Origin of the sequence: Kribbella catacumbae DSM 19601, from assembly GCF_000372465.1 — a bacterium.
In the GTDB taxonomy this organism is placed as follows: Bacteria; Actinomycetota; Actinomycetes; order Propionibacteriales; family Kribbellaceae; genus Kribbella; species Kribbella catacumbae.
The window spans coordinates 62675-88242 of record NZ_AQUZ01000030.1; the positions used below are offsets into that span (position 1 = coordinate 62675).

Annotated in this window: 26 protein-coding genes; 7 read left to right on the forward strand and 19 right to left on the reverse strand. The window is 67.8% G+C overall.

All coding sequences use genetic code 11. From position 1 onward, the window contains the following. Positions 1-14: 14 nt before the first annotated feature. Entirely contained in the window at positions 15-2630 is a 2616-nt protein-coding gene (locus tag A3ES_RS0127615) for a glucosidase family protein (protein WP_202806601.1), read from the forward strand. Positions 2631-3028: 398 nt separating this feature from the next. Here the strand turns inward: A3ES_RS0127615 and A3ES_RS0127620 are convergent, their stop codons facing one another. The 9 genes from A3ES_RS0127620 to A3ES_RS0127660 all read right to left on the reverse strand — a co-directional run bounded on the left by A3ES_RS0127620 (position 3029) and on the right by A3ES_RS0127660 (position 10511). After that, positions 3029-3757 (reverse strand): ABC transporter permease, encoded by a 729-nt coding sequence (locus A3ES_RS0127620; RefSeq protein WP_020390082.1) that lies wholly within the window; start codon positions 3755-3757, stop codon positions 3029-3031. After that, entirely contained in the window at positions 3754-4680 is a 927-nt protein-coding gene (locus tag A3ES_RS0127625) for an ABC transporter ATP-binding protein (RefSeq protein ID WP_020390083.1), read from the reverse strand. Before A3ES_RS0127625 ends, A3ES_RS0127620 begins: the two co-directional genes overlap by 4 nt. Positions 4681-4729: 49 nt before the next feature. Then, positions 4730-5485, reverse strand: a complete 756-nt coding sequence (locus tag A3ES_RS0127630) for a hypothetical protein (protein ID WP_020390084.1) — start codon at positions 5483-5485, stop codon at positions 4730-4732. Beyond that, positions 5482-6375 carry an ATP-binding cassette domain-containing protein gene (locus tag A3ES_RS0127635; protein ID WP_020390085.1) on the reverse strand — a complete coding sequence of 298 codons (894 nt, stop codon included), beginning with the start codon at positions 6373-6375 and terminating at the stop codon, positions 5482-5484. Before A3ES_RS0127635 ends, A3ES_RS0127630 begins: the two co-directional genes overlap by 4 nt. Further along, positions 6372-6731, reverse strand: a complete 360-nt coding sequence (locus A3ES_RS0127640) for a GntR family transcriptional regulator (RefSeq protein ID WP_020390086.1) — start codon at positions 6729-6731, stop codon at positions 6372-6374. Before A3ES_RS0127640 ends, A3ES_RS0127635 begins: the two co-directional genes overlap by 4 nt. A gap of 174 nt (positions 6732-6905) precedes the next feature. Then, positions 6906-7598, reverse strand: a complete 693-nt coding sequence (locus tag A3ES_RS0127645; RefSeq protein WP_020390087.1) for an aminotransferase class IV — start codon at positions 7596-7598, stop codon at positions 6906-6908. Beyond that, positions 7595-8965: an aminodeoxychorismate synthase component I gene (gene pabB / locus A3ES_RS48690; RefSeq protein ID WP_020390088.1), complete on the reverse strand. Its 1371-nt coding sequence runs from the start codon at positions 8963-8965 to the stop codon at positions 7595-7597. The genes A3ES_RS0127645 and pabB overlap by 4 nt, the downstream gene beginning before the upstream one ends. A gap of 13 nt (positions 8966-8978) precedes the next feature. Beyond that, positions 8979-9752: a class I SAM-dependent methyltransferase gene (locus A3ES_RS0127655; RefSeq protein WP_020390089.1), complete on the reverse strand. Its 774-nt coding sequence runs from the start codon at positions 9750-9752 to the stop codon at positions 8979-8981. 45 nt (positions 9753-9797) lie between these two features. Then, complete coding sequence (locus A3ES_RS0127660) at positions 9798-10511, reverse strand: iron-dependent transcriptional repressor DtxR (protein ID WP_020390090.1); 714 nt, start codon at positions 10509-10511, stop codon at positions 9798-9800. A 92-nt stretch (positions 10512-10603) separates the two neighbouring features. Here A3ES_RS0127660 and A3ES_RS0127665 point away from each other — a divergent pair, with 92 nt between their 5' ends. The 3 genes from A3ES_RS0127665 to A3ES_RS0127675 are packed head-to-tail and all read left to right on the forward strand — an operon-like array spanning position 10604 to position 12926. Beyond that, entirely contained in the window at positions 10604-10996 is a 393-nt protein-coding gene (locus tag A3ES_RS0127665; RefSeq protein ID WP_020390091.1) for a GntR family transcriptional regulator, read from the forward strand. Further along, positions 10993-11883, forward strand: coding sequence for an ABC transporter ATP-binding protein (locus tag A3ES_RS0127670; RefSeq protein WP_020390092.1), 891 nt, complete (start codon positions 10993-10995; stop codon positions 11881-11883). Before A3ES_RS0127665 ends, A3ES_RS0127670 begins: the two co-directional genes overlap by 4 nt. After that, entirely contained in the window at positions 11880-12926 is a 1047-nt protein-coding gene (locus A3ES_RS0127675) for an ABC transporter permease subunit (RefSeq protein WP_020390093.1), read from the forward strand. Before A3ES_RS0127670 ends, A3ES_RS0127675 begins: the two co-directional genes overlap by 4 nt. On the opposite strand, the gene A3ES_RS0127680 is transcribed toward A3ES_RS0127675, so the two are convergent. From A3ES_RS0127680 to A3ES_RS0127705, 6 genes are all read right to left on the reverse strand, one after another. Then, positions 12907-14169 (reverse strand): APC family permease, encoded by a 1263-nt coding sequence (locus A3ES_RS0127680; protein WP_026163259.1) that lies wholly within the window; start codon positions 14167-14169, stop codon positions 12907-12909. The genes A3ES_RS0127675 and A3ES_RS0127680 overlap by 20 nt on opposite strands. 6 nt (positions 14170-14175) lie before the next feature. Next, the gene (locus A3ES_RS0127685; RefSeq protein ID WP_020390095.1) at positions 14176-15012 is read right to left on the reverse strand and encodes a class II fructose-bisphosphate aldolase; all 837 of its coding nucleotides are present in this window, start codon (positions 15010-15012) and stop codon (positions 14176-14178) included. A 17-nt stretch (positions 15013-15029) separates the two neighbouring features. Then, entirely contained in the window at positions 15030-15950 is a 921-nt protein-coding gene (locus A3ES_RS0127690) for a 1-phosphofructokinase family hexose kinase (protein WP_020390096.1), read from the reverse strand. Next, positions 15938-17068 (reverse strand): N-acetylglucosamine-6-phosphate deacetylase, encoded by a 1131-nt coding sequence (nagA, locus tag A3ES_RS0127695; RefSeq protein ID WP_020390097.1) that lies wholly within the window; start codon positions 17066-17068, stop codon positions 15938-15940. The genes A3ES_RS0127690 and nagA overlap by 13 nt, the downstream gene beginning before the upstream one ends. Beyond that, positions 17065-18018 (reverse strand): ROK family protein, encoded by a 954-nt coding sequence (locus A3ES_RS0127700; RefSeq protein ID WP_237745069.1) that lies wholly within the window; start codon positions 18016-18018, stop codon positions 17065-17067. Before A3ES_RS0127700 ends, nagA begins: the two co-directional genes overlap by 4 nt. Before the next feature lie 84 nt (positions 18019-18102). Continuing rightward, entirely contained in the window at positions 18103-18717 is a 615-nt protein-coding gene (locus A3ES_RS0127705) for a TetR family transcriptional regulator (RefSeq protein ID WP_020390099.1), read from the reverse strand. 192 nt (positions 18718-18909) lie between these two features. Between A3ES_RS0127705 and A3ES_RS0127710 the strand changes: the two genes are divergently transcribed. Next, positions 18910-19632, forward strand: coding sequence for a hotdog family protein (locus tag A3ES_RS0127710; protein WP_020390100.1), 723 nt, complete (start codon positions 18910-18912; stop codon positions 19630-19632). A gap of 61 nt (positions 19633-19693) precedes the next feature. Continuing rightward, a complete protein-coding gene (locus tag A3ES_RS0127715) occupies positions 19694-20107 on the forward strand; it encodes a hypothetical protein (RefSeq protein ID WP_020390101.1) in 414 nt (137 codons plus the stop codon). Between the two features lie 9 nt (positions 20108-20116). On the opposite strand, the gene A3ES_RS0127720 is transcribed toward A3ES_RS0127715, so the two are convergent. The 4 genes from A3ES_RS0127720 to A3ES_RS0127735 all read right to left on the reverse strand — a co-directional run bounded on the left by A3ES_RS0127720 (position 20117) and on the right by A3ES_RS0127735 (position 23009). Next, positions 20117-20743, reverse strand: coding sequence for a CGNR zinc finger domain-containing protein (locus A3ES_RS0127720; protein WP_020390102.1), 627 nt, complete (start codon positions 20741-20743; stop codon positions 20117-20119). A gap of 3 nt (positions 20744-20746) precedes the next feature. Then, on the reverse strand, positions 20747-21718 hold the full coding sequence (locus A3ES_RS0127725; protein WP_020390103.1) for an SPFH domain-containing protein: 972 nt from the start codon (positions 21716-21718) through the stop codon (positions 20747-20749). Next, positions 21718-22011 (reverse strand): hypothetical protein, encoded by a 294-nt coding sequence (locus A3ES_RS0127730; RefSeq protein ID WP_237745070.1) that lies wholly within the window; start codon positions 22009-22011, stop codon positions 21718-21720. The genes A3ES_RS0127725 and A3ES_RS0127730 overlap by 1 nt, the downstream gene beginning before the upstream one ends. Before the next feature lie 266 nt (positions 22012-22277). Further along, positions 22278-23009, reverse strand: a complete 732-nt coding sequence (locus tag A3ES_RS0127735; protein WP_020390105.1) for a TetR/AcrR family transcriptional regulator — start codon at positions 23007-23009, stop codon at positions 22278-22280. Positions 23010-23115: 106 nt separating this feature from the next. On the opposite strand from A3ES_RS0127735, the gene A3ES_RS0127740 reads away from it, so the two are divergent. Then, the gene (locus A3ES_RS0127740; protein ID WP_020390106.1) at positions 23116-25287 is read left to right on the forward strand and encodes an MMPL family transporter; all 2172 of its coding nucleotides are present in this window, start codon (positions 23116-23118) and stop codon (positions 25285-25287) included. Positions 25288-25568: the final 281 nt, after the last annotated feature.

Here is a 25568-nt window from a genome sequence, read left to right on the forward strand (position 1 = left end):
GGAGGAAGCACGTCATGACCCGCCCTGTCAGACGAACCAGAAGGCCAACCACAAGACGGTATGCCGGTGGGGCCGGCCTACTCGCCGCAGCCACGGTCCTCGCGATCAGCGGGATCCCCTCCATCGCCTCAGCAGGACAACCCGCGACCACCAGCGAGTTGTCCGAGTCCACCCGGCTGGCCGATCGACGGTCCCTGGTGGTCGGCGATCGTGCCTACGCGATGGGCGCCGAGACCGGGCTCTACCCCGCCACCGGATGGCACACGCGCGGCGAGATGGGCGGGATCTGGACTCCCCCGCTGAAACTGCTCGACGGCATCTGGTTCGGGGTCGACGGCGCGTGGCTCGGCAAGGATGTCGCCGCCGCGAAGTACACGAGTGGCCACGGCTACCAGCGGATCAGTTACCCGAGCGACGTCAGCGTCGAGCGCACCGACTTCGTCCCCGACGGCGTCCGCGCGACGGTCGTCGGCCTGACCCTCAAATCCAGCACGGCCAAGACGGTCAAGCTCGACGTCGACGCGCACTCCGAGCTCATGCCGGCGTACCCGTGGGGCTGGACGACCCCGCACGCCGGCCAGACCAACCTGCCCGACACCGGCTCGTACGCCGATGGCACGTTGCAGTTCCGCGATCAGGGCACCCCGCCAGTGCCCAACTCCGCGGCGCACGACTACAACGCCATCGTCGGATCATCCCTCCAGCCGGCTACCCACGCGCTCGGCGCGAACCACCGAGGACCACAAGACCCCGCAGTCATCTGCCCGGCCGACGGTACTGCGCCCGCCCACTGCGACGACTCCGCTTTCGGTAAGGGCACCGGTGGCCGGCTCACTTACAACGTCAACCTCGCACCAGGCCGAACGACGACCGTATGGTTCGCGGTCGCGGGGTCCGACGAGGGCAAGGCCGCGGCCCAGCGCGAGTACAAGCGGGCCATCAGCAACCCGGAAAAGTTGCTGCAGGCAAAGAAGCATAGCCGTGCCGCGATCGACGAGATGACCGCAGTGGACCTGCCTGGTGACCGGCTACTGCAGCAAAGTGTCGAGTGGAGCAAGCAGAATCTCGCCGACTCCGTCCAGGAGGCGCACAACCTGCGGATCCGCGACGTCAACGAGGGCAAGTCGTACCCCGCACCCGTCGGCACCGTCGACGTCGCCCGCTGGTTCGGCGCCGGCTTCCCCGACTATCCGTGGCTGTTCGCCACCGACGGCGAGTACACCTCGTACGCCGCCGTCGCGGCCGGCCAGTTCGACACGGTGAAGACCCATCTGCGGGCGTTGCGCGACGTGAGCGACCTCCTCAACAACCGCAGCGGCAAGGTCGCGCACGAGGTGATGCCGACCGGAGACGTGTACTTCGGGTCGAACGCGAGCGCGGGCAACACCGACGAGACGGTGAAGTTCCCCAGCATCGTCGCGCTGCTGTGGCGCTGGACTGGTGACAACCGGTTCCGCGACGAGCTGTACGACTTCAGCGTGCGCAACCTCAAGTACGTCTATCGCGAGTTGGACAAGGACGGCGACGGCTGGCTCGAGGGACTCGCGAACGTCGAGCGTAGCGGCATGGGGTCGGAGAAGCTCGACAGCACCGTGTACCTCGCGCGCGGGCTGCGCGACCTGGCCGACCTGGCGGCGTCCCGCCGCGACCGGGCGACCCAACAGTGGGCGACGGCCAAGGCGACCGACCTCGAGAAGCGGTTCGAGACGCAGTGGTGGGTCAGCGAGGCCTTCGGGTACGCGGACTCGGTCGACGACCCGGCGAACCCCGCGAACGACAACACGCCGATCTTCCAGCGGCACTGGACCGGCGTCACCCCGATGGAAGCCGAGCTGGTCCGCCCGGGCCAGCCGACCTCTCCCCTGGCCTCGGCCGAGCATGCCAAGATCGCTCTCGACCAGCGGGAGAAGCCTTGCTACACAGGGGAATTCGGCCTGTTCCACACCGGCACCGGACCGACTTCGGATCCCGCGGGCAATCCTGGCGCCAAGTGCGACGAGGTGGTCTCGGCCGTGAAGAGTGAGCGCGCCATCTTCTCGCTCAACACCTCCATCATGGCAGTTGCCGAGGGCAACTTCGGACGGCTCGGCAAGAACCAGCAGCAGGTCTACACCACCGGCAACGCCCGGATCCAGCTGGACCCGAAGGTCTGGGAGACGCCGGGCGCGATGCCGGAGATCGCACCGTCGCCCGACTCGCCCGCGAACATCAACCGCTCCTTCACCGACCGCTCGATGGCGCTGCAGGCGTGGGGCACGTACGGCGTACTGTGGCCGGTCGTGCATCAGCAGCTCGGCGTCGACCCGGACCTGGGACACGGGAAGGTGGCCGTCGTTCCGCAGATTCCCGGCGGCCAGCAAAAGGTGGCTGGGAGCAACATCCGGCTCGGACGCGGCTCCGTTGACGTCTCGGCATCCCTTGTGAACAAGGAGCTTCGGACCGACATCCAGGTCAAGGGGCTGACGGCAACCTTCACCGTCGGCGCCGTCCTGCCGGTGGGCGCCAAGGTGCGCGCGGTCGCGCTCGACGGCCGCGCAACGCAGTACCAGGTGGTCACGACGGCGCGTGGCACCGAGGTGCACGTGACGGCACGCGGCCCGAAGGCGGCGGTGCGGATCACCCTGCACTGATCGCTTGGACGAACCGGCCGGTGCACCCACTTGGTGCACCGGCCGGTTCCGTTTTGCGCAAAAGAAGTGAGCCCCTCCGAGTATGAGTCGGAGGGGCCCACGTATAGCTGAAGGAAGGTGACGTCTCCAGCCTCCCGAACGGGTCCGTCGGGTCCGGCAGACCCCGTCACCGGTCTACCTCAGTGGGGATCCCCACCGCTAGGGGCCTCGGTTTCCGTCCGACCCGCCGTTCCCGAGAGAACAGCGTGTCGACATTTCTACCTCCCGGGCCACGTGCCGCACAACCCTTTCTGACCAAGAGAATCCGGCAATTCGCGACCTTCCGCGTGTCGTCCACAGTGCGTGAGCAACAATCCACAGAAACTGCCGATGTTATACACACCCCCTGTGCATAACTGTCACTCCCAGCGGAAGAAGCGTGCGGCCAGAACGACGCAGGCCACGGTCGCTGTCACCAGCGCGGCGAGGTGGACGAGACCAGGCCACTGGCCGGCCCAGGCGTCCTGCATGCTGGTCATGCCCGCGCCCATCGGGGTGATGTCGCGGAGCCAGCGGATGGACTCCGGCATCAGGTCGCCCGGGGTCCAGACGCCGGCGAAGAACATGCTCGGGAAGAACAGGATGTTGCCGACGATGCTCGCGCCCTTGGCGGTCGGGACCAGGCCGGCGATCAGAACGCCGATCGCCAGCTGCGCGACCGTGTAGAGCAGGGCGGACAGTACGAACGGCACCGGCGAACCGGGCAGTTCGAAGCCGAAGGCGAGCGTGCCGAGGCCGACGATCAGCGCGATCACGACCACCCCGGCGGCCAGGTGCAGCAGCAGTTGCGCGATCAACAGCTTGACCGGCCGGACCGGTGTCGTCGACATCCGGCGCAGGACGCCCTTCTCTCGGTAGCCCGCCAGGATCATCGGCAGGGTCGTCATCCCGAGGATGCCGACCCCGATCCCGATCGCCATCGTGGGCAGGAAGCTGGCCGGGATGCCGTCGCTCGACCCGCTGCCGTCGTCCATCAGCGAGAAGATGGTCAGCAAGCCGATCGGCAGCACGAAGACGAAGAACAGCGTGGTCCACTCGCGCACGAACAGCTTGCTCTCGATCCTGGTCAGGGTGAGGGTCTGGCTCATCGGTCCGCTCCTTCGAGGTGTCGTCCGGCCAGCGCCAGGAAGGCGTCGTCCAGGGTGGTTTGTTCGGTGTGCAGGTCGCGGGGCGCCTGGCCACGGGCCGCGAGTTCGACGACGACCTCGACCAGCAGGTCATCGTTGCCGGTGACAACGATGCGGTCGCCGTCGCGAGCCACCGAGTCGACCGCGGGCAGGGCTTTCAGGACGGAGTCGTCCAGCGAGCCGGGGACCCGGAAGCTGATCCGCTGCTCGACCCGGGCGGAGTCGACCAGCCCGGCCGGCGTGTCCAGGGCAACGACCAAGCCGTTGTCGATAATCGCGATCCGGTCGCAGAGATACTCGGCCTCCTCCATGAAGTGGGTGACCAGGATGATCGTCACGCCCGAGTCACGGATCTGCTTGACCAGTTCCCAGGTGTCGCGCCGGGCCTGCGGGTCGAGGCCGGTGGTCAGCTCGTCCAGAATGGCGATCTTCGGGTTGCCGATCAGCGCGAGCGCGATCGACAACCGCTGCTTCTGCCCGCCGGACAGCTTGGCGAACGCGGTGTCCCGTACCGCGGTCAGCCCGAGCCGCTCGAGCAACTCCGCGGGGTCGGCCGGGTCCGGGTAGAACGACGCATACAGCTCCAGCGCCTCCCAGGCCTTGATCCGCTCCGGCAACTCGCTCGCCTGCAACTGGACGCCGATCAGCGAGGTGATCTCGGTACGCCGCTTGCGCGGGTCGAGGCCGGCGACGCGGACCGTGCCGGCGTCCGGCGTACGGAGTCCGGCGATCGATTCGACCGTGGTGGTCTTGCCCGCGCCGTTCGGGCCGAGGATGCCGAAGATCTCGCCTGGGCGGACGGTCAGCGAAACATCATCGACGGCGACGGTCGCGCCGTAGGTCTTACGCAGGTGACTGACTTCAACAAGGTTGTTTTCGGGCATGGCGGAGCCTCCCTAGGTACTAAAAGGGCTTGAAGGTTTGGAGTGTCGGTCAGCCCTTGACGGGCTTGAGGCCCATCGGGCGGAGGAGCAAATAGGCGCAGTACAGGCCGAGGACGCTGACTGCCAGGACCCCTGGGACGCCGATCGCCAGAGATGGACGGTGGTAGCCGGTACTGCGCAAGGCGTCGGCGAGCCATTGGGCGACCAGCAGGAGCTCCGCGGCAGCCGCCGGCACGAGGCCGAGCGGTAGCAGCAGAAGGCCCTTGAAGAAGCCGAACCGGTAGAAGCCGATTCCGATCAGCCAGCCGGCGACTTCGTGCGCGAGGATCAGCAGGAAGAACTCGGTGAAGACGAGCCCGACCTGGGAGGTCTTGGTGAACAGGTGCGGGTTGGACAGCGTCTGATCCAGCCCGGCCGAGGCGTAGATGGCGTGCTCCACCTGATAGGCCAGCACCCAGATCACCGCGGTCGCGGTGGCCGCGCCGACGAGGATGATGCTGCCGGCCAGGGCGAACATCCGCCGGGTCACGCCGTGCGCGATCATCAGCGAGAACAGCGCCGGCGTCAGGGTGATGCCGATCGCCGCCGAGAAGTACTTCGGCGACTGGGTGCCGTAGTCCCAGATGCTGTGGTCGATCCCGCTGCCGATCAGTTGCGCGATCAGCCCGCCGATCAGGAAGGTCACCAGCATGACCAGCCAGTAGCCGGCGATCATCGGCCGTAGCCCGAACATCATCGACATCACCACCCGCTGCAGCCGGCCGGTCGAGGTGGCTGAGCCCGGCAGGGCTGTGATGGCGGTCATCGGGAGCTCTCCTTCACATGCGTCGTGCCGGTCAGGTGGACGAAGAGCTCCTGCAGACCGACCGGGCCGATCTCCAGGCCGGCCGATCGCGCCTTCGCGAGCAGCGCGCCATCCAGGTCGCCGAGCACGGTGGTGGACTTGGTGCCGCCGAGACGCTGCTCGGCCAGTACTGCGAGATCCGCGGTCAGCTCGTCGACCGCGGCGGCCGGGCCGACGATCGAGGCGCCACGACCGCGCAGCGAGTCGACCGGCGACTGGGTGACCAGGCGGCCGTTGTCGAGGATGACGACCTCTTCGAGCAGCGCGCTGACCTCGCTGACCAGATGGGTCGACAACACGATCGTCCGCGGTACTTCGGTGTAGTCGGCGAGCAGTGCGTCGTAGAAGAGGTTGCGCGACGGCACGTCCATGCCCAGGTAGCTCTCGTCGAAGATCGTCAGCGGTGCCCGGCTGGCGATTCCCAGCACGACACCGAGCGCCGACTTCTTGCCACGGGACAGCTTCTGCACCCGCTTCTTGGTCGGTACTTCGAACTTGTCCAGCAGCTCACCGGCCAGGTCGTCGTTCCAGTACGGCCGCAGGCCGCTCGCCAGCCCGAGCACGTGCTTGACGGGGGCGGAGTCGACCAGGTCCCCCGACTCGCGGATCAGGCAGACCCTGCTCGTCACGACGGCATTCTCGAACGGCACCATGCCGTCGATCAGCACCCGCCCGTCGTCGGGCCGCCGGAAGCCGGCCAGGACCGCGGCCAACGTGCTCTTGCCGGAACCGTTGCGGCCCAGCAGACCGTGGATCTTGTCCGGCGCGAGCCGCAGGTCGAGCCCGTCCAGGGCCGGTACGCCGCCGAACCTGACGCTCAGGTTCTCGGTCCTCACTCCCAGGCCGCTCACTGCTCACCGTCCTTTTCTAGGTGCTGGACAATCTCGGTCAGCGGTACGCCGATCGCCTTGGCCTCGCGGATCATCGGATCGACCACTTCGGCGAAGAACGACTCGCGCCGGCCGGTGCGGAGCAGCTCGCGGGCCTTCGGGCTGACGAACATGCCGATCCCGCGTTTCTTGTAGAGCACGCCCTCGTCGACCAGCTGGGCAAAACCCTTGGCCGCGGTGGCGGGGTTGATCCGGTAGAACGCCGCGTACTGATTCGTCGACATGACCTGCTCGTCCTCGGCGAGGGCACCCGTGACGATGTCGTTCTTGATCTGGTCCGCGATCTGGAGGTAGATCGGGCTGCGATCGTCGAACACCGTGGCTCCTCTCGCGGTTCTTCGGTTCATAGGTTCATTACTTGACCAACGAACCGTAGCACCCAGGCTGGGTACCGTACAACCGTGACTGACGACCCGGACCCCCTGGAACTCACTCAACGCCCGACTCGAAGCACCCGGCGGGGTTCAGCTGACGCTCTTCACCGAGTTGGGCTAGAGCGGCTTCGCGAGACCGATCAGGGACTGCTGCCAGCTAGGGGCGGTGGAGAGTGGCAGCGGGTCGATCGGGCCGCTGTGCCAGGCATGGACCGGGCGGATGCCGTGCAGCGCGTTGACCAGCCAGACTTCGTCCGCGTCGGCCAGGTCGTCCGCTGTGCGGGTGCGTTCGGCGATCTCCGTACCGCGGTCGGTGGCCAGCCGGCGAAGGAGTTCGGCGGTGACGGACGGCAGGATCGGCAGAGTCGCCGGTGGCACACAGAAGGTGCCGTCTTCCCACCAGACAAGGGCCGAGTAGGCGCCTTCCAACGCGATGCCGTCCTGATCGACCAGGAGCACCTCGTCGGAGCGTTCGGCGGCAGCCGCCTCGGCCCGCAACTCCCCGAGCACCTCCAGATCGGGCCCCTTCACGCGCGGCTGGGTGCGCGGATCACGCCGTACCGAGACGCGGATCCGGTCCCCCTGCGTCGGCGCCGGGCGCAGCTGGACGCCCAGCACGCCGTCGCTCAGCTCGAACCGCGGGAACCATCGGCCGAACGCCGGCCACCGGCCCACCTGGTCGTCGAAGTACTCGCCCGCCTCGACTCCCAGCGCCGCACAGGACGTCGTGAACCGTCGCCGGTGCAGGTCGAGACCCCTGACCTTGCCATTGGCAACCAAGAAGGAATCCGCCACCTGCAAGGAAGTCATGCCGTCCGCCCCTGGATCGTTGCTGTTGCCTTGAGCACCATTTCGTCGTACTCCGCGACCGGGTCCGAGTCGAGCACGATCGCCCCACCGGCCCCCACCACGGTCCCCTCCCGCGTCATCACCGCGGTCCGGATCACCACACTCAGATCGGCCCGGCCGTCCACCGTCAGATAGCCGAGCACCCCCGAGTACACCCCGCGCGCCGACCATTCGAGCTCGTCGAGCAGCTCCATCGTGCGGATCTTCGGCGCCCCCGTCATCGACCCCGGCGGGAAACACGCCCGTACTGCGTCGACCGCGTCCAGCCCGGCCCGCAGCCGGCCCCGGACCGTCGTGACGAGCTGGTGCATGGTCTGGTAGCTCTCGACCGCCATCAACTGCGGGACCTGGACGGTGCCCGGTTCGCTGACCCGGCCGAGATCGTTGCGGATCAGGTCGACGATCATCAGGTTCTCGGCGCGCGTCTTCTCGTCCTCGGCCAGCGCCTTGGCGACCAGCTGGTCCTGCGCCGGGTCGGCCGAGCGGGGCGCGGTGCCCTTGATCGGCCGGCACTCGGCCCAGCCCTCGCCGTCCACGGTCAGGAACCGCTCGGGCGAGGAGCTCGCCACCGCGAGTTCGCCGTACCGGAGGAAGGCGGAGTACGGCGCGGGGTTGCTCTGGCGTTGCCACAGGTAGAACTCGAACGGGTCGGCGATCGCGGGCAGCCGGACGCGGTTCGTCAGGCAGACCTCGTAGGTCTCCCCGGCCTCGAGGGCGGCCATGCAGGCGTCGATCCCGGCCAGGTAGGTGGCGCGATCCTGCTCAAGATGCGCTTCGAGGTCGAGCGCGGCGATCGCGGGCGCATCCCGCCAGCCCATATACCAAGTGGCGGCTGCGGTCCGCGCTCGGTCCAGCCAGGCGCTCGCAGTGGCGTCTCCGGGGGTGTGCACGGCGACGAGCCAGGTGCGGTTCTCGTCGTGGTCGATCACGACGAAGCGGTTGGCCCAGATCCACAAGGCATCCGGAGTCGGCGCTTCGTGCGCGGCGACCCCACCGGTAAGCACCTTCAGCTCATAACCGAAGTACCCGACATAACCGCCACTGAAGACGTCCCGCAGCTCAGCCGGTACTGCGTCCAGCTGGGCTGACCTCGCGCTCAACAGCTGCTGGAGCTCGGCGAAGACGTCACCGTCGCCGACATCCCGGGCGATGACCTCCGCGTCGGGACCGGCCGACGTCCCGAGGACTGAGACGCGACGGGCCTCCCGGTCGGTCAGGCTGCCGTCCAGCCAGAAGGCGGCCGGCTCGTCCGCCAGCAGCTCACGGTAGATCTCCTCGCCGTCCAGCGCATGATCAAGCGCACGAACAGACCAGGTCAGAGCAGACACAGCATGAAGATACCTACTGCAAGGCGACCTTGGTGCGCATGGCCGTAATGCGGCGGACCGGGATGGCCACCTCGAGGCCGTCCTTCGTCTCGCCGCGTTCGGACAGCCAGACGGCGGCGGCCTCGCGGCGGGAGTCCGACGTACCGGGCAGGTAGAGCGCTCCGACCAGGCGGCGGGCGTCGTCGAGTGTGCGCACTGTGTACGCGTACCGCTCGCGCTGGCTCTCCATCACGTCGAAGCCCGCTGCCCGGAGCTGGTCCTTCAGGTCCTTGATTTCACCACCGGCGGGGAACTGCGGCGTCGAGCGCAGCCGCGTCGTCAGGCTGGTGAGCGTGCGGAGGTCACTCCGGCGCAACGGCCGGACAGCCGGGACTGTCGCGGCCAGCACGCCGCCGCGTCGCAGTACGCGAGCGGCCTCGGCCAGTACATCGGGCAGCGGCTGCAGCACCGCAAGTCCCATCGAACAGGTGACCACGTCGAAGGCCTCGTTGGCGAACGGCAGGTGCAGCGCGTCCGCCTGAACCTTCGGACCGGGCGCACCGGCGACCTGAGCCGCGTTGTTGTCGACGCTGACCACCCACCGCCCGTACAGCTCGCGGGCGACCGGGCCGTTGCCGCAGGCCAGGTCGAGGACGCGTCGCGCCTCGCCGGAGACCGCGCGGACCAGCCACCGGTAGGGCGTGTGGTCCCCGGCCACCGCTCGTGACAACAGGGCTTCAGTGCTGCCCGGGGTTGCGGTGTGGAACTCCCGCAGGTACCCCGGCCAGTCGATATCGTTCTCAGGCATCGCCGACAGACGTTACTGCCTGACCACTCTCAGTACAGCATCGGCTTAGACCAAGCTGACGAAGATATGACCTGCGGTCTCGTCGCTGATCACGCCGCCGGCCTCGCGGCTGCCGACCAGCACACCCTCCGCGTCCAGCGTCGAGTCGACCTCACGGCCGGGCAGCGCGCCCGCGCGGCGCAGTACCGACATCGCGTCGTCGTCGGTCTGCACCGGCTCGGCGATCCGCCGCACCAGCACCCGGACACTGTCGCCGGTGGCCTGGTCGAGCACCTTGTCGAGCGGTTCCACACCCATCCGGAACTCGCCGATCGCGGTCGCCTGACCGTCCTTCTGCAGCTCCTCCAGGCCCGGGATCGGGTTGCCGTACGGCGACTCGGTCGGGTTGTCGAGGATCTTGAGCAGCCGCAGCTCGACGGCGTCGCTCATCACGTGCTCCCAGCGGCAGGCCTCGGCGTGCACGTCCTCCCACTCCAGCCCGATCACGTCGACCAGCAGCCGCTCGGCCAGGCGGTGCTTGCGCATCACCCGGGTCGCCTGCATCCGGCCGACCGCGGTGAGCTCGAGATGACGGTCGCCCTCGACCGTGACGAGCCCGTCGCGCTCCATCCGGGCCACCGTCTGACTGACCGTGGGGCCGGACTGGTGCAACCGTTCGGCGATCCGCGCGCGCAGCGGCAGGATGCCTTCTTCTTCCAGCTCGTAGACGGTCCGCAGGTACATCTCGGTGGTATCGATCAGCTCGCTCACGACATCCATTCTCACCTACTGAGGCAAGCCTTATCCCATCGGGCTTGATCTTCTTGCTCAGGAGGGTATTGTACTAGTTAACTAGATGAATGGGGTTAAGGATGATCGAATTCCATCTGGATGGGCGGTCGGGGGTTTCGCCGTACCAGCAGATCGTTCAGCAGGTGAAGAACGCTTTGCGGCTGGGGCTGCTGCGGGAGGGGGATCAGTTGCCGACCGTGAAGGACGTGGTCGGGCAGCTGGCGATCAATCCGAACACGGTGCTCAAGGCGTATCGCGAGCTCGAGCACGAGAGCCTCGTCGCGGCACGGCCGGGGCGCGGGACCTTCGTCACCCGGACGCTGACCGACCACAGCCTCGCCGCCCACGGGCCGCTCCGGCAGGACCTGAACCGCTGGCTGACCAAGGCCCGCAAAGCAGGACTGGACGACGAGAGCATCGAGGCGTTGTTCATGACAACCTTTCGGACCGCCGCTCAGGAGGACATAGCATGACCACCGCGCTGAAAGCCCAGGGACTGGGCAAGAAGTACGGCCGTCGCTGGGCGCTGACCGACTGCACTCTCGACGTCCCGGCCGGCCGCGTGGTCGGCCTGGTCGGCCCGAACGGCGCCGGCAAAAGCACGCTGCTGAACCTTGCCGTCGGCATGCTCACGCCGACCGCCGGCCAGATCGAGATGCTCGGCAACCCGGCCGGCACCACGCAGCAGAACAAGATCGGGTTCGTCGCGCAGGACACCCCGACGTACGCGCGGCTGAGCATCGCCGATCACCTCAAACTCGGCGCCCGGCTCAACCCGGGCTGGGACGATTCGCTCGCCCAAGCACGCATCCAGCAGCTCGGGCTGGACCTGAAGCAGCGCGCGGGCAAACTGTCCGGCGGTCAGCGCGCCCAGCTAGCGCTGACGCTCGGCGTCGCCAAACGTCCCGAACTGCTCATCCTCGACGAGCCCGTCGCCGCGCTCGATCCGCTGGCCCGGCGCGAGTTCCTCCAGGACCTGATGGAGGCCGTCACTGAGCACGAGCTCAGTGTCATCCTCTCCTCGCACCTCGTCTCCGACGTCGAGCGGTCCTGCGACTACCTGGTCGTCCTGGTCGACTCACGGGTCCAGGTCAGCGGTGACATCGACACGTTGCTCGCGACGCACTACCGCCTGGTCGGCCCGCGCCGCGAGGAGAAGTCCATGCCGCAGAACCAGCACGTCGTCTCGGTCAGCCACACCGATCGCCAGTCGACCTATCTGATCCGCACCGACGAGCCAGTCCTCGACCCAGCCTGGACGGTCTCCCAACTCACCCTCGAGGACATCGTGCTCGCCTACATGGGCCGCTCCACCTCAGCGCCGCAGAACAACCGCCCACTGCTGGAGGTACAGCGATGATCTGGCTCACCTGGCGGCAGTTCCGCCTGCAGGCGTTGATGGTCGGCGCCGCCGTCGCAGTCCTCGCCGTCTTCCTGGCAGTGACCGGCCCTGGCTTGTCGGACGACTACGACCGGTATGCCGGCGAGTTCCTCAAGCAGATCGCGCTGGAGCGGATCAACGGCTATCTGTACGTCGTCGGCCAGGTCCTCGTGTACGCCGCTCCCCCAGTCATCGGCGCGTTCTGGGGCGCGCCGCTGATCGCCCGCGAACTGGAAGCCGGTACCCACCGGCTGGTCTGGAACCAGAGCATCACCCGGACCCGCTGGCTGGTCGCCAAGCTGGCGATCACCGGCGTGGGCGCGATGGCGGTCACCGGCTTGCTCAGCCTCGCGGTGACCTGGTGGGCCGACCCGATCGACGACGCCATCGGCACCGGCCAGGCCTCCGGCGTCTTCAACGTGCCGCGACTGCTGCCGCCGGTCTTCGGAGCCCGCGGCGTGGTGCCGATCGGCTATGCGGCGTTCGCGTTCGCCCTGGGCGTCGCCGTCGGCCTCGTGGTACGCCGGACCGTGGTCGCGATCGCAATCACTCTCGCGGCCGTGATCGCGGTGGAGGTGCTGTCACCGCTGCTGCTGCGGCCGCACCTGATGACACCGGTCGAGACCACCATCGTCGTCACGACCGAGAATATGCGCGGCTTCATGTTGAGCGGTCCGGAGGACACCGCGGAGGTGACGCAGATCGAGGCGAAGCTCCCCGGTGAAGGCTTCTGGAAGCTCTCCGAGCAGACAGTGAACTCGGCCGGCCAGGCACCGAAGACGTTGCCGCAGTGGCTGGCGAAGTGTGGCCCGCCGCCCCCGAACGTCGCCCCCGATCCGTCGCGGCCGACCCTCGCCAACTGCTTCCAGCGCCTCGCCGATGAGGGCTACCGGCAAAAGATCACCTACCACCCCGCCAACCGGTTCTGGGATCTGCAGTGGCGCGAGGCCGGGATCTTCCTCTTGCTGGCGGCGGGTCTGACCGGCTTCTGCTTCTGGCGGATCAGGCGCGACCTGACCTGAGCCTCACCCACCGGGCGAGCAAAGCCAGCGCCAGCAGTACCGCGCAGGTGACGGCCGAGGTCAGCGGCAAGGTGACCGCGAGGACGACGCATCCCGCCAGACCGAGGATGTTGAGGAATCGCGGCCACCGCCGCTGCCCGGCCGGTTGCGTGTAGGCCGAGGCGTTGGCGATCGCGTAGTACAGCAGGACTCCGAAGGACGAGAAGCCGATCACGCCGCGGAGATCGGTCGTCAGGACCAGTACGCCGACGACGGCCGCCAGCGCGATCTCCGCGTGGTGTGGCACCTGGAAGCGCGGATGCACCGCGGCCAGCCAGGACGGCAGATCCTTGTTGCGAGCCATCGCGAGCGACGTACGGCCGATGCCGGTGATCAACGCGAGCAGCGCACCGAGGCTAGCGAGCGCGGCGCCTACTCGGACGACCGGTTCGGCCCAGGCGGCGTCGGCCGCTTGAACCGCGGCGGCCAGCGGCGCCGGCGACGAGGCGATCCGATCCGGGCCGAGGGCAAGCAAAAGGCTGACGGCGATCACGAGATAGATGCCCACGGCACCGAAGAGCGCGATCAGGATGGCGCGCGGGATGGTCCGGGCCGGATCGCGGACCTCCTCGCCCATGGTGGCGATCCGGGCATAGCCGGCGAAGGCGAAGAAGAGCAGACCGGCAGCCTGCAGCACGCCGTACGGGCTGGTGTCGGCGGTCCAGTCGGTGACGCGCTCCGTCGGGCTCGTGAGCAACAGGATCACGACGACGGCAAGGACCACGAGCGTGCAGGCGACCAGGATCCGGGTCAGGGCCGCGGTTCTGGTGATGCCGCGATAGTTCACGGCCGCCAGCGCGATCACAGCAGCCAACGCGATCAGCCGCCGCGCCCACTCATGCCCCGGTACTGCGTACGTCGCGAAGGTGAGCGCCATCGCGGCACACGACGCGGTCTTCCCAAGAACGAAGGCGCAGCCGGCCGTGTAGCCCCACCACGGCCCGAGCCGCTCCCGGCCATACGCATAGGTTCCACCGGAGACTGGATAAGCCGCCGCGAGCTGGGCGGAGGCCGCCGCATTGCAGTAGGCAACGAATGCGGCGATCACCAAGGAGACCAGCAAAAGAGCGCCTGCGGCCTTGGCGGCAGGCGCCCAGACCGCGAAGACACCGGCCCCGACCATCGAGCCAAGCCCGATGACGGCAGCGTCTCCGACTCCCAGCCGACGAGCGAGCGCCGGCTGGAAGTTGTTGTTCTCAGTCACCACCTTCTAGACGGCCTTCAGCAGGGTCAGGAGGCGTGCCACCTCGGCGGCGACCGCAGTACGCGCGGGGCCGAGGTATTTGCGGGTGTCGACGAGGCTCGGCTGGTCGGTCAGGACCTGGCGGACGGTGGCGGTGAAGACGTTGTTGAGGTGGGTCGCGATGTTGACCTTCGTCATGCCGGCCTCGACCGCGCGGGTCAGGTCGGCATCCGCGACTCCGGACGACCCGTGCAGCACCAGCGGAACCGGTACTGCGGACCTCAGCGCGCCGATCAGCTCGAAGTCGAGTTCCGCGGTCCGCTCGGTCATCGCGTGCGACGACCCGACCGCGACGGCCAGCGCGTCGACTCCGGTCGCCTCCGCAAAGGCGAGCGCTTCATCCGGCCGGGTCCGCGCCCCCGGAGCGTGTACGCCGTCCTTGCCGCCGACCTCGCCGATCTCGGCCTCGACGAAGACCCCATGGTCGTGGCAGAAGTTCGTCACCTCGACAGTGGCCGCCACGTTGTCGGCGTAGTCGAGCTTCGACGCGTCGTACATCACCGACGTGAAGCCGAGCGAGACCGCCTCGGTGACGAGCTCGCGGTCCATCGCGTGGTCGAGGTGCACGACGACCGGCACCGTCGCAGCGGCCGCGGCGGCCAGGGTGGCGACGGCGATCGGCTTGAGCGCGCCGTGGTACTTCACGGCGTTCTCGCTGATCTGCAGGATGATCGGCGCGCCGACCTGCTCGGCGCCGGCGATCAGCGCGGTCGCGTGCTCCAGCTGGATCACGTTGAACGCGCCGACGCCACGACCGTCCTTGGCGGCACCCAGCACAACCTCAGCCCCGGAAACGAGCGGCATGGTGAAACTCCCTTGTTCTAAAGGCTTTGTACGGTGACCAGCGGCTGCCACCGGCGGTACGCTTCGAGGTCGATGTCCCCGGCAACGGGTGTCAGCACGGCTGCGGCGGATGCAGCCACGGCGGACTTGAGCACCAAAGGCCAATCGGGTTCGGATGATCCCGCGATGGCAGCCGCGACGACCGCAGTACAGGCATCGCCTGCGCCGGTCGGGTTGCCTGCGACTTGTTCGACGGGCAGTGCGCGCCAAGCTCCTTGATTGCTAGCAGCAACCATTCCGCGGGCGCCATCCGTGATCACCGCGGCAATCGCGCCGGCCGCCACTAGTCGCCGCGCGCCCGCTTCGACGCTGAGGTCCCCCAGCGCTTCACGAAGCTCGGCAGCGTTCGAGCGAACCACCGCACCCGCCTTCGCGGCTGCTACCAGCGCTTCACCACCAACATCGATCACCGACAGTACGTCGTGATGCCGGGCGCGAACGGCCAACTCCGCATACGCATCAGCAGGCAATCCAGGCGGCAGACTCCCCGAGCAGGCGAGCACGTCCAGCTTCGCCCAGGGCATCCGGTCGTGGAAGGCGCGCCACTCGTCGGCCGACACCGAAGGCCCGGCCTCGTTGAAGATGGTGGCGTCGCCGTCGACACCGTTGACGATGGCAACGGTCCGCCGGGTCTCGCCGCGGATCGGGGTCAGCAACGCGGTCAGCCCGGCGTCGAACAGCTCTTCGGCGACGATCTCACCGGTTACCCCGCCGACGAACCCGAGCGCGAGCACCTGGTGCCCGAGCGTCGCGGCCACCCGGGCGACGTTCACCCCCTTGCCGCCGGCCCGTTGCCGGGTCTCGGTGACGCGATGACTGCCGCCGACCACGAGTTCCTCGACGCCGTACGTGACATCCAGCGCCAGGTTGAGCGTGACGGTCCCGATCAGTCCAGCCATCTGCCGTCCCGCATCACCTTCTGGACCAGATAGTCCTCGTCCAGGACGACCAGATCGGCCCGCTTGCCGGTCTCGATCCCACCGACCGTGTACCAGCCGAACGCCTCGGCCGGTGTCGTCGACGCCATCCGCGACGCGTCCACCAACGAGACGCCGGCCTTGACCGCGTTGCGGTAGGCAACATCCATCGTCAAGGTGCTGCCGGCAATCGAATGGGAGCCGTGGGCAAGCGTCGCCAGCCCGTCCTTCACGTCCACTTCAAGAGTGCCCAGCATGTAACGCCCGTTGGGCATCCCGGTCGCGACCATCGCGTCGGTGATCAGCGCGATCCGATTCACTCCAGCAGCGGCCAGCGCGACCCGGACCACCTGCGGGTCGAGATGCATACCGTCGTTGATCACTTCGAGCAGCAGCCGCGGATCGTTGAGCGCGGCACCCACCGGACCGGGGTCCCGGTGGTGGAACGGCCGCATCCCGTTGAACAGGTGCGTCGCCACCGTCGCACCAGCGTCGGCACCCGCGATCATCTGCTCGTACGTCGCGTCGGTGTGCCCGAGCGCGGCGACCACGCCGGCATCGACGACCTGACGGATCGCGTCCAGCCCGCTCGGCAACTCCGGAGCGATCGTCACCATTTTCACCGCATCGCTGAGCACCTTGGCCACGTCCCCCTCGACCGGATCGCGCAGCAGCGTGGGCTCGTGTGCCCCGCACCGCGCGGCCGACAGGAACGGCCCTTCCAGGTGCACCCCGGCGATGACGCCGTCGGTCACGAGGTCCGCCAGACAGGCCGTCTGCGAAACCAGGTCGTCCAGCGGCCCGGTGACCAGGCTGGCCATCGTCGTCGTGGTGCCGTGCTTGGCGTGGAAGGCCGCGACCTTGCGCACTTCCTCGGGATCAGTGGTCGAGTACGTCGAGCCGCCGCCGCCGTGGGTGTGGATGTCGACGAACCCGGGCACGACGGTGACGTCACCGAGGTCCTCCGGCCGCTGACCGTCCGCGGGCATCCCGTCGGATCGCCGGCCGAAGGACAGGATGTCGCCGCCGGACACCTGCAGCCAGGCGTTCTCGAGCACATCGTCCGGTGTGACCAGCCGGGCCACCCGATACGTCGTCATGGCGTCTCTTCTCCGCTCTCGTCGGCAGCCACCTGGTCCCAGGCCATCAGCGCGGCACCGAGACAGCCGGCCTCTTCGCCCAGTACGGCGGCCACGATCTCCGGCTCGCGCTGGAAGGTCAGCCGCGCATGAACACCTTCGCGCAACGGCGCCAGCAACGTCTCACCGGCCCCGACCAGCCCACCGCCGACGGCGATCCGCGTGGGCGCGACCAGGGTCGTGTAGAGAACCAGCGCATCGACCAACGCGGTCAGCGCGTCACTCCACACCGCAGCGGCATCAGCATCCCCCTGCGCAAGCAACACGAGCACCTCACGCGCTCCGTCGACCACGCGACCAGTCCGTACGCCGTACCGGCGGGCGAGCGCGGCCGCGGAGGCCACTGTCTCCAGGCATCCCCATTGGCCGCAGGCACACTGCTCGGCGGCGTCGCCGTGGACGAATCTGGTGTGGCCCAGTTCCCCGGCGTACCCGTCGCCGCTGACGAGCGAGCCGTCGACCACCATGGCGGCCGCGATCCCGGTGCCGAGCGGGAGGAAAAGCGAGTTCGTCGTACCGGTGAGTGCTCCTTGGCGGAACTCTGCGTAACCGCCCGCGCGCACATCGTGGGCCAGCAGGACCTGCTGATCGGGCCCGACGGCGGCCTTCAGTTCGGCGAGCACCGGCGTACCGACCCAGGCCAGGTTCTCCGCACCGACCGTGCCGTTCTCGGCGTCGATGATGCCCGGGACGACAACGCCGACCGCGCGGACGCGATGCCCGTCGGCGGCGGCCTTCTGCTCGAGCTCGACCACGGTTTCCAGCAGAGAATCGAGCACGGCGCGGCCGCCGGCGCCTCGGGGTGTCGGCCTGGTCTCCCGGTGCAGCACGGCACCGTCGGCGGCGACCAGGCCGCACTTCATCCGGGTTCCACCGAGATCGACGGCAACCACGACTTCACAGGGGTCCACGGAGCGCCATTATGCAGCGTTACCTACCGGTTCGAACATCCGTGAGCATTTTCTGGACAACTTCGAGGAGACCACTTAGCCGGTTCAGTCGCGCAGTCCACGGTCGAAAGCGGCTACCAGGAAGGCGATCAGGTTCTCCGCCAGCTTGGCCGGATCCTCGCCGACCTCGAGACCGAGTGCCTGGGACTGGTGCAAAGCGAGCAGCCCGAGCATGTTCACGTAGCCGAACGCGACCGCCTCCGGCGTGGACCTCGGCAACGCGGCCTGCAGGGCGGCCAGATACCGCGCCTCGACCGGATCGGACTCGGCCGCGTACAGCTCGCGGATCCGCTGACTCGGGTCGAACGCGACCCGCCCGATGAACCGGGCCACCACCGGCCCGCGCTCGCCGCGGCGCAGTACGAGATCAAGCCCCGGCTCGATGAAGGCACGGATCAGTTGCTCGGCGGCCGGATCCCCCTTCGCCTCCAACTGGTCCAGCCGGCGCCGGCGCTCGGTGTTGACCGGTGCCATCGCGCGCGCCACCGCCGCTCGCAGCAGCGCTTCCTTCGAGCCGAAGTGGTAGTTCACCGCCGCGATGTTGGCGGCCGCCGCGACCGTGATGGCGCGCAGCGAGGTCCCTTCGTAACCACCCTCGCCGAACCGCTGCTCGGCGATGTTGAGCAACCTCTCCCGGGTTGATTCCACGGGTATCTCCACAGAGTTCTCCTTCCCCCCGGCCACCGCTCGCTCAGGCACCCCACCTGCTCACGCGCCGTAGCCTGGAGTCAGCATAGTTCAAACGGACGTTTGAATGAGAGTGGTCAGGGCCGTAAATCTTGAAAGATGCTCAGAAATCACGGGAATCCCCGCTCTCCGGCGCACAATCGGCGCCGGTTAGGGTCGTCAGCCATGACCACGTTGCGGATCGCACCGCGTTTCAGGGGGCCCGCCCAATCAGGCAACGGGGGCTATGTCGCGGGCCTGGTCGGTACTGCGCTCGCCGCGCAGGCCGCCGACGGCACGGTGCCGCGCGTGCGGTTGCTGCTGCCGCCGCCGATGGAGCTCGACCTGGAACTGACGGCCGGCCCCGCGTCCGCCCGGCTGACGTCTGACGCACCGATCGCGGAGGCAGTGGCCGTTCCCGCCGACACGCTCGACGACGCCACGATCGACCCGGTGCAGCCGGATGAAGCGCTGGCCGCCGAAGCGAAGTACAAGGGTCTGGTCGACCACCCGTTCCCGGGGTGCTTCGTCTGTGGTCCTGAGAACCCGGAAGGGCTGCAGTTGAAGCCCGGCCCGCTGGGCGACGGCCGGACGGCGTGCACTTGGCACCCCGCGGCCGATCTGGTCGGCGCTGACGGGCTGATCGACCCGGTATTCCTCTGGTCGGCGCTCGACTGCCCGGGCGGCTGGTCGATCGACCTCGACGGGCGCCCGTCGGTCCTCGGCCAGATGAGCGCCTGCATCGACGCGCGGCCTCAACCGGGTGAGCCCTGTGTGGTGATGGGCCGGATGCTGGGCGAAGACGGGCGGAAGACGCATACGGCGAGCACGCTGTACGACTCAGACGGGCGTGTCCTTGCCCGCGCCCGGCATACCTGGATCCTGGTCGATCCGGCCCTGTTCAACTGATGGTTGTAGGCAACGCGGTCTTGTGCGCTCCCGCTCCACCGGCAATGGTGGGTCGAGAGGGATGTGGTTGCCCGTGAAGTACGAGTTCGTCGTCATTCCCGGTTGCTCGGTGGAACTCCTCCTCACCGACGACCTACCGGTCCTGCGAGAAGCCCTCGCGGACTGCATCAGCACGCATCCACCGTGGTCGACGTACTGGATCGATCGCGCGGTGAAGTATCTGGAGTACCGCCTGGAAGATGGCGGCAAGGAACCGCTTGCTTCGGGGTGCTGTACGTATCTGCAGATGCGCGATGGGCTGGTGGAGGCGCGGTACGAGTTTGGCGTCGAGGATGACGATTTGTGTGACGTGGTACCGGCTGAGGAGTTGCTGACGCTGCTGCGGGCTTGGCGGGAGAAGGTCGTGGAGGTGTCATCGGGGATGCGACCGAAGGTGTCACGCCAGAAGGCGCTGCGACGGATGCCGTTGTTGTAGGGAGTAGTGCTAGCGCGTGCGGGCAGCGTGAGCCCGCACCTTTGCGCGGTTGCCGCAAGTGGACATGGAGCACCACCGGCGGCGCCCCCGCGGATCCAGAAACAACCACCCGCAGTTATCCCCCGGACACACCCGAACGTGATCGCGCGACGCCCCCGTCAGCAGCTCCGCCCCAAGCAACGCCAGCTGATCCAGCGGCAGCCCCAGATCCTCCGGCAACTCCCATGACGCCCCCACGCCAAGCCCCTCAGCCGGCACCGCGTTCAAACGACGACGCCCGCCAGCGCGACCCACGGCCCGCGCAACAGCCTCGAACGACCCGATTGCCGCCTCATCCGTCAGTACGTCGTACAGGTCAGCCCTGAACTCCCGAACCGCATCCAGCCGCCGAGCGGCGTCCGTCGGCTTGACGGACGCCTGCTCGATCAGCCGGAACACGCTCGCGTCAGACAGCAGCCCGACGTACCCGTTCCAGATCACGAAGGCCTCGTACGACGTGAGCCAGTCGTTCACCGCCGGGCCCCGGCCGGCGAAGTCCGAGCGCGTGTTGAGGAAGTCCAGGACGGGATCCGCGCCAACCGGTTTCGGCAGCACGACGCCCTGGACCAGCTCGAGGTGGGACGGCAGCGCGGACAACGGTCAGCGGGGCGTCGTGGTCGGCGCCTGGGTCGGGATCGGGATGCTGACGTTGCCGTTCTGCGGGATGACCATGAACTGGATCTTGCCCGACTCGATCGCGGTTTTCAGCAGGTAGCCGTTCGCACCGAGCATCGCGACCTGCTGCTTGACCGACTGCAGCTCGACGTTGACCTGCTGGTTCTTCTGCTCCTGGGCCTGCCGGGCGAGCTCGGCGCGCTGCTTGGCCTCGAGGCCGTCGATGATGCCCTTGTCCAGCGGGGTCGGCTTCTGGATCGTGAATGACAGCTCGCCGCAGCCGTTGTTGCCGGTGTACGACGGGCCGCAGAAGTAGTCGCCACCGACCGCTGCCGGCAGCAGCCGGGTGAACTCCTTGGCCGCGGCAGTCTGGAACGCAGCCTTCTTCGCCTCATTGTTGTAGAGCTCGGCCCAGGCGTAGTTGGTACCAACGGCCGCCAGCGCGCGGTCGATCTGCGGCCGGAAGTACGACTGCAGCATCGTGGACCAGCCGTCGTCCTCGTAGGCCTCGGTCTTCAGGCCGATCCGCTCGTGGAACGACTGGATCACGGCCTTGTCGCGGTTCAGGGTGAAGTAGACCTGCACCCGTACGCCGAGCCGGACGTTGTCCTTGCTGACCACCGTCACCTCGTCGGCGTTCTCGGTGTCCGCGCCGGCGCCGCCGATGATGTAGGACCGCTGGTCGATCGGGTAGCTGTAGATCTTGTCCCCGGGGCCGACCAGCTTGTTCGTCGAGCCCGGCGGGACGATCGACTTGAACTTCTTGTCCTCGATCACGCCGCCGCCGTAGTGCAGCCCGATCCGGTTCGCGTCGGTGCTGGCGAAGTTGAACAGGTTGAACAAGATGATCAGCAACACCACGATCGCGATCAGGACACCGATTACTTTGCCCTTCTTGCTTCCACCCCTGACCAACCGATTCTGTGTGGTCGCGGTCGCGTTGGCCAGCTTTGCCATCAGCTCTCGAGCTCCTTGCCTTCGGTCAATCGCCGGATGTCGGCGAGGGTCAGATCGGCGGTGACCGCGACGTCGCGCGGCACCGACGGATGCGAGCTGAGCGTACGCAGGCCCTGCTCCGCAGCCGCGACCGCCTTCTCCAGCCGCCGGACCTCCTGAACCAGCGCCAAGCTCTCGCCGGTCAACTCGGTCACGGCGCGCTCCGCGAGGGCGGCCCGGCGGTACGACGACCACGCGAACCAGGCGGTTCCGACCAGCAGCAAGATGACGGGTAATCCGAGCCTGAACACCATGGTCCCCATTGTCTTCGAAAACTGGTTGAACCCGGCATCGAGGCGACGTAGGTTTCTTGTACACGCGAAGGGAGGTGGTCCAACGCATGACTTGCATTCGGACTCGTGAGGTGGCGGCGGGCTAACCCGCCACCCACTGTTTGACAAGTGGGCAAGTGGCTAGTCAGTACGACGTCTGCCACCGGATCCGCGGGTAGTCAGGAAAGTCCGCCTGACCCTGAGTTCGGCCACCCGGCCGTGTCTCCGGAAGCGCCCGCGGGTCTCCTTTATTCTGGAAGCGGGCAGTCCAGGCCGAGTGCCTCGCCGATCTCGAAGAGCTGCGCCTGGAAGTAAGCACCGGCGTCCTCGAGCGCCCAGTGCAACTGGCCGAAGACCTCCATGCAGATCAGCCCGTAGAGCCGCGTCCAGTAGGTCAGCGAGAGGTACACGGCCCCGGCCGGCATCCCGTCGAAGAACTCGGACTTCTGCTGCAACTGCGCGACGAGCTCCGCCCCGAGCGCCTCGTCGGACGGATGCGGGAACGGCTGCTGGCGATAGACCTGGGCGACCAGGTCTTTGAAGACCGCGCCGAACCGCATCGCCGCCTGGTGGCCTGGCGTCAGGTCGTGATCGCCGGCCAGCGGGTTCGGCACCGGGGCGCCGAAGAGCAGCCCGAACTCGGCCGGGTGGGCCAGCGCCCAGTCGCGCAGTCCACCGGCGATCAGGAACAGCTTGCCGCCGAGATCCGCCTCCGGGTCGCCGTCGCGCAAGGCGATCAGCGTGTCCGTGAGTTCGTCGTACAGGTCGGCGATCAGGGCGGAGATCAAGTCTTCGTGGCTGCCGAAGTACCGGTAGAGCGCGGGGGCGCTGAGACCGAGCTCGCGGGCGACCGCGCGCAGGCCGACCGCCGACGCACCGCCCTCGAGCAGCAACTTGCGCGCCGCGGCCTTGATCTCGGCGACCGTCGCGGCCCGCTGCCGGTCGCGCCGGGTCTCCCCCGTCTTGAGATTCACGAACATCCTCCTTGACAGGCACACCCTAGGGCCGCTTAGAGTTTACACCGTTAACTGTTAACGGTGTTCACTCCGGCGACCACTGTTCAATTTACGCCCGCGGGAGGGCTTCGTGTTCGAGACACTCGGCAGGTTCACCTACCGGCGCCGCCGCCTGGTACTGGCGCTGACCGGCGCGTTCGTGATCGCCGCGGTCGCCTGGGGCACCGGCGTCTTCGGGTCGCTCGCGAACGGCGGCTTCGAGGCCCCCGACACCGAGGCGTACCGCGCCGTCCGGACGATCGAGCAGACCGTCGGCCGGACCGGCACCGACGTGATCGTGCTCTACCGCAGCGACTCGCAGACCGTCGCCGATCCAGCCTTACGCCAAGCCGTCGAAGCACACCTGTCCACGCTGCCGGCAACCGAAGTGCTCGGCACGAAGACCTTCTGGAACACCAGATCCCCCGCGTTCGTGTCGAAGGACCAGCACTCCACGTACGCCGTACTGACGCTGGCCGGCGCCGATCCCGAGGAGCGGCTGGCCACCTTCCACAAGATCGCGGATCAGGTCCGCAGCGCCCCCGCCGGGCTGGACGTCAAGGTCGGTGGCGAAGTCGCCGTGTTCGACGAGGTGAACACCCAGACCGAGCACGACATCGTCCAGGCCGAGACCATCTCGCTGCCGATCGTGCTGATCCTGCTGGTGGTGGTGTTCGGCGGCCTGGTCGCGGCCAGCCTGCCTTTGTTCGTCGGCGGTCTGGCGATCCTCGGCGCCTTCGTCGTCCTGCGCGCGCTGACCACCTTCACCGACGTGTCGGTCTTCTCGATCAACATCGTGACCATGATCGGCCTCGGGCTGGCGATCGACTACGCGTTGTTCATCGTCACCCGGTTCCGCGAACAACTTGCGCTCGGCAACGATGTCGAGACGGCACTGTCGGTGACGATGCGCACGGCCGGCCGGACCGTCGCGTTCTCCGGCGTCACCGTCGGGGTGGCGATCTCCAGCCTGGTGCTGTTCCCGGTGATGTTCCTGCGCTCGATGGCGTACGGCGGTGCCGCCGCCGTCCTGGTCGCGATGATCGCGGCCCTGACCGCCTTGCCCGCGCTGCTGGCGGTGCTCGGCCATCGGGTGAACAGCCTGCGGATCCCCTTCCTCAAGCGTGGCGGAGGCCTCGGCTCCAGCGAGCACGGCGGCTGGTACAAGCTGGCGCACAGCGTGATGCGCCGCCCGATCCGGTACGTCGTCGTGCTGGTTCCGTTGCTGCTCGTCCTGGGAATCCCTTTCCTGCAAGCACAATTGGGTGGGGTCGACCACCGGGCGTTGCCGGCCGGAGCGGACAGCCGGACCGTCACTGAGGTGCTGCAGAGCGACTTCGCCGGCGCGGGCGGTTCCGATGTATTGATCGCTGCTCAGGCGTCATCCGCCGATGTGCTCGCGCCCTATATCGCTGAGCTTCAGCAGGTGAAGGACGTCACGGGGGTGCAGTTGGCCGGCTTCAAGGACGGCATTGCGTCTGTCGTCGTGCACACCCACTACACCTCGCAGGAGCTACCCGCTCGTGACGTCGTGACGGCTGTTCGTGCGGTGGAGCCGCCGCCAGGGGTTTCGATCGAAGCAGGTGGCGACACCGCGGCCCTCGTCGACCTGCTCCACGTGCTGGGTGAGCGAGCACCGTGGATGGCCGGGTTCATCGTGCTGGTGACTTTCGTCCTGCTGTTCGTTGCCTTCGGCTCCGTTGTGCTGCCGGCCAAGGCCTTGCTGATGAACGTGTTGTCGTTGTCGGCGTCGTTCGGTGCGATGGTGTGGATCTTCCAGGACGGCAACCTGTCCGGGCTGCTCGACTTCACCCCGGCCGGGTTCCTCGACGCGACCAACCCGGTACTGCTGTTCGCCGTGCTGTTCGGGTTGTCGATGGACTACGAGGTGTTCCTGCTCAGCCGGATCCGGGAGGAGTACGACCGGACCGGCGACAACAGCCAGGCCGTTGCCCTCGGCCTGCAACGCACCGGCGGCATCATCACCAGCGCCGCGTTGCTGCTGATCATCGTGGTGGGCGCGTTCGCCACCTCGGGCATCGTCTTCGTCAAGATGATCGGCATCGGGCTGGTGATCGCGATCGCCATCGACGCGACCGTCGTCCGCGCTTTGTTGGTACCGGCAACGATGCGGTTGCTCGGTCGCGCCAACTGGTGGGCACCCGCACCGCTGGCCCGGTGGTGGCAGCAGCACGGATTCCGCGAGACCGAACCAGGTGTCGATGAACCAGACCGGACCGATCAGGTGAGCTTGACGACGTAGTCGACGACGGCCCGCTCGGCCTCGGTACGGCGTACCAGGTCTGGCGGGCGCGATCAGGGGCGGCGACGGTCTGCTTCAGCTGCGGAACCAGCTCAGGTGCGAGTTGCTCGATCCGGCGTACTCCGGCCGGGCGGTCGGTCCGTCCACTGACGATCAGCGGCACGATCGAGACACCCCGGATCGCGCTGAGCGCTTCGATCGCCTCGAACAGTTCACCGCGGCCGATCTTCACTGCGACATAGTGGATCCAGACCCAGAAGCGGTCCTCGACCCGCTGGTCG